The organism is Polaromonas sp. P1_E3, from assembly GCF_056405935.1.
Genome location: NZ_JBFUBD010000253.1, coordinates 1 through 4,078, shown reverse-complemented (window position 1 = coordinate 4,078; position 4,078 = coordinate 1). Strand labels below are relative to the sequence as shown.

General features: G+C 64.1%; 5 protein-coding genes. 2 read left to right on the top strand and 3 right to left on the bottom strand.

The genetic code is table 11. From position 1 onward, the window contains the following. Positions 1-817 (top strand): fumarate hydratase C-terminal domain-containing protein (locus tag AC1D0Z_RS17115; RefSeq protein ID WP_477659418.1); only part of this gene is annotated, 817 nt, incomplete at its 5' end. Next, positions 814-1,617 (top strand): glutamate racemase, encoded by an 804-nt coding sequence (gene murI, locus AC1D0Z_RS17110; RefSeq protein ID WP_477659417.1) that lies wholly within the window; start codon positions 814-816, stop codon positions 1,615-1,617. The genes AC1D0Z_RS17115 and murI, both read left to right, overlap by 4 nt. 141 nt (positions 1,618-1,758) lie before the next feature. On the opposite strand, the gene oppF is transcribed toward murI, so the two are convergent. The 3 genes from oppF to AC1D0Z_RS17095 all read right to left on the bottom strand — a co-directional run. Further along, positions 1,759-2,745 (bottom strand): murein tripeptide/oligopeptide ABC transporter ATP binding protein OppF, encoded by a 987-nt coding sequence (gene oppF, locus AC1D0Z_RS17105; RefSeq protein ID WP_477659416.1) that lies wholly within the window; start codon positions 2,743-2,745, stop codon positions 1,759-1,761. Continuing rightward, the gene (locus AC1D0Z_RS17100; protein ID WP_477659415.1) at positions 2,738-3,742 is read right to left on the bottom strand and encodes an oligopeptide/dipeptide ABC transporter ATP-binding protein; all 1,005 of its coding nucleotides are present in this window, start codon (positions 3,740-3,742) and stop codon (positions 2,738-2,740) included. Before AC1D0Z_RS17100 ends, oppF begins: the two co-directional genes overlap by 8 nt. Before the next feature lie 8 nt (positions 3,743-3,750). Beyond that, positions 3,751-4,078, bottom strand: a 328-nt coding sequence (locus AC1D0Z_RS17095; protein WP_477659414.1) for an ABC transporter permease subunit, incomplete at its 5' end; no start/stop codon positions are given.

Below are 4,078 nucleotides of genomic sequence, written 5' to 3'. Positions count from 1 at the left end.
GGGCATAGGCGCACAAGGCCTGGGCGGCCTCACCACCGTGCTSGACATCAAGATCAAGATGTACCCRACSCACGCCGCCAGCAAGCCYGTCGCGATGATCCCCAACTGTGCCGCCACGCGCCATGCGCATTTCGTCATGGACGGCAGTGGCCCCGTYTACCTGGACCCGCCTTCGCTGGACCTGTGGCCCAACGTSAACTGGGCRCCYGAYTACAACAAGAGCAAAAAGGTMRACCTCAACACGCTSACCMGSGAAGAAGTYGCMAGCTGGAARCCCGGCCAAACCYTGCTGCTCAACGGCAAGATGYTGACCGGGCGAGACGCCGCGCACAAGCGCATTCAGGGCATGCTGGCCAAAGGCGAAAAACTGCCGGTCGATTTCACCAACCGCGTCATCTACTACGTCGGCCCGGTCGATCCGGTGCGCGATGAAGCGGTAGGCCCGGCCGGCCCCACCACCGCCACGCGAATGGACGGCTTCACCGAAATGATGCTGGCCGAGACCGGCCTGATTTCGATGATCGGCAAGTCCGAGCGCGGCCCGGTCGCCATCGAAGCCATCAAAAAGCACAAGAGTGCCTACCTGATGGCCGTCGGCGGCGCGGCCTACCTGGTCAGCAAGGCCATCAAGACCGCCAAGGTCGTGGGCTTTGCCGACCTGGGCATGGAGGCAATTTACGAGTTCGACGTGGTCGATATGCCCGTCACCGTAGCGGTCGATGCGGGCGGCACCAGCGCCCACATCACCGGTCCGGCCGAATGGCAGAAAAAAATTGCCACCGGCGAGTTCAAGAACATCCCCGTCGCAGCCGCGTGAGTGAAGGCCATGCCGACGCCGACCGGCCGGTCGGCGTGTTCGACAGCGGCGTGGGTGGCCTTAGCGTCTTCAAGGCATTGCGGGCCGAATTGCCCGCGGAGTCCTTCGTCTACCTGGCCGACGCGGGCTTCGCGCCTTATGGCGAGCGCGGCGACGCTTTTGTCATTGAGCGCACGCGCGCCGTCGTGCGCAAATTGCGCGAAGAGCATGCGATCAAGGCACTGGTGATCGCGTGCAATACCGCGACGGCGGCCGCCGTTCACCTCATACGAACCGAGCACCCGGACTTGCCGCTGGTCGGCGTCGAGCCAGCACTCAAGCCAGCCGTTGCCCTGAGCAAGACGGGCCGCATCGGTGTGATGGGGACGCGCGTCACGATGACCAGCGCCAAGCTACGCGCCTTGCACGACTCGCTGAAAGACCAAGCGGAATTCATCCTGCAGCCCTGCGACGGCCTGGCCGATGCGATCCAGAACCACGATGTGGCGCGGATCGGCGCGCTATGCGAGCAATACACGCAGGCGATCGGGTCTTTCGGCGGCCAGGCCGGGCAGGTCGACACACTGGTACTGGGCTGCACGCATTACGCCTTCGCATGGGACACGCTGCAGGCGCTGGTCGGCACCGATGTCCACCTGATCGAAACCGGCGAGCCGGTCGCGCGGCAGACCCGCCGTTTGCTCGAGGCCGCCGGGCAGCTGCGGCAAGGCGGCGCACCCGGCCACATCACTTTGCTGACAACGGGTCAGCACGAGGCGCTGAACGCAGCCGCGCGACGCTGGCTGGGCCTGCAGCTATAGCACCACAGCGCCGGCTGGACTCGCCGGCGCCGGGCGCACCTCTGCTTTTTCCGGTAACGCGCCTGGGGCGTCAACCTGTATTCGCTATTGTTTTAATAGCTGCTCGCGCCCGCTCTTATTGGGCTGCAGCCCTAAAACCCTTCAAGCCAGCAGACAAGACGCTTCTGTCTGGTCGTCCAGGCGGCGAAGCTCAGGCACCTCTTCGGCGCAACGCGCGATAGCCCGGGGGCAGCGCGTGCGGAACACGCATCCCGAGGGCGGCGACATGGGCGACGGCAGGTCGCCCTGCAGCAACTGGATCACCTTCTTTCGCTCCAGCGCCGGATCGGGAATCGGGATGGCCGACAGCAACGCCTGCGTGTAGGGGTGGCGCGGCGCGGCATACAGCGCTTTCTTTTTTGCCACTTCCATTTCATGCCCGAGGTACATCACCAGGATACGGTCGCTGATGTGTTTGACGACGGCCAGGTCATGCGCGATGAAGATCAGCGCCAGGCCCATGGACTTTTGCAGCGCCTTGAGCAGGTTGATGATCTGCGCCTGGATAGACACATCCAGCGCCGACACCGGCTCGTCGCAGATGATGAGCTTGGGCTCCAGGATCAGCGCCCGGGCAATGCCGATGCGCTGGCACTGCCCGCCTGAAAATTCATGCGGGTAGCGATTGATCTGCTGCGCCATCAGGCCAACGCGGCCCATCATGGCCTTGACACGCTGCATCACTTCGGCCTCGGGCATGCGCGGGCGATGCGTGCGCAAAGGCTCGGCAATGATCTGCGCGATGGTCATGCGCGGGTCCAGCGAGGCCAGCGGGTCCTGGAAGATCATCTGGATGTCTGCCCTGACGCCCAGCCAGGACTGGCTCGAAGCACCTGTCATCTCCTTGCCCATCCAGACAATGCTGCCGGCAGAGGCCGGGATCAGGTTCAGCACTGCGCGCGCCAAGGTGGATTTTCCGCAGCCCGACTCACCCACCACGCCCAGGGTTTCTCCCGCATGGATGTCGAAGGAAATGCCGTCCACGGCTTTCAGGGTGCGGGCGGGCGACCAAGGCCAGGCGCCGCTTTTGATCCTGAAGTGCACTTTCAGGTCCCGCACCGACAAAATAGGTTGAGAGGCATCACGCATGGACGGCTCCACTGGCCGCAAGTTCAGACACAGCCTCGCTTGATTTGTGGCAAGCCCTCAGCACCGCCGGGTTGTGCGAGGCCGGCAGTAACGCAGGCATCACATCCCGGCACTGCGCGCTGGCCAGCGCGCAGCGCTCGCTGAACGGGCAGCCCTGGGGAAGCCGCGCCATGTTGGGCGGTGCACCGGGGATGGCCACAAGCGCTTCGTCGTCCGCGTCCAGGCGCGGTATGGCACCCAGCAGGCCCACGGTATACGGATGGGAGGCGCCATAAAAAATGCTGTCAGCACTGCCCTGCTCCATCACGCGGCCGCCATACAGCACCATCACCTCGTCGCATAGGCCCGCCACCACACCCAGGTCGTGGGTGATCATGATGATGGCCGTGCTGAAGTCACGCTRCAGGTCGCGCAGCAAGGCGATGATCTGCGCCTGTACCGTCACGTCCAGCGCCGTGGTGGGCTCGTCGGCGATCAGCACTTCGGGCTCGCAGAGCAAGGCCATGGCGATCATCACGCGCTGGCGCATGCCGCCTGAAAATTCGTGCGGGTACATGGTGATGCGGCGGGCGGCTTCCGGGATCTTGACCGCATCGAGCAGTTGCACCGACCTGGCGCGGGCGGATTTGCGGTCAAAGCCCTTGTGGAACTGCAGCACCTCGGTCATCTGCCGCTCTACTGTCAGGTAGGGGTTCAACGACGTCATCGGGTCCTGGAAGATCATGGCCACGCGGTTGCCGCGTATCTTGTTGAGCTCGGCCGGCTTCATGGCCAGCAGGTCCTGGCCCTTGTACAAGGCCTGGCCGGTGGCTTTGCCATTGCCCGCGAGCAACCCCATCATGGCCAGCACGCTCTGGCTTTTGCCGGAACCGCTCTCGCCGACGATGCCCAGGGTCTGGCCGCGCTCCAGCGCGAAGTTGATGCCGTTGACGGCGTAGACCAGCCCGTCCTGGGTCTGGAACTGAACCCCTAGGTTGTTGACTTCAATCAGGCTCATGGTGCGGCTCAGCGGTCTTTGGGGTCGAGCGCATCACGCAGGCCGTCCCCGATGTAGTTGAAGCAGTACAGCGTCAGCGAAAGCATTCCTGCCGGAAACAGCAGCATCCAGGGCGAGACTTCCATGACGGACGCACCKTCGTGGATCAGGACGCCCCAGCTTGTCATGGGCTCCTGGATGCCCAGCCCCAGGAACGACAGCACGGACTCGACCAGGATCACGGCCGGCACGGTGACCGTGGTGTAGATCGCAACGATGCCCAGAAGATTGGGAACGATGTGCTGGAAGATGATGCGCCGTGTGGGCACGCCCAGCGCGCGGGCCGCTTCAATGAAC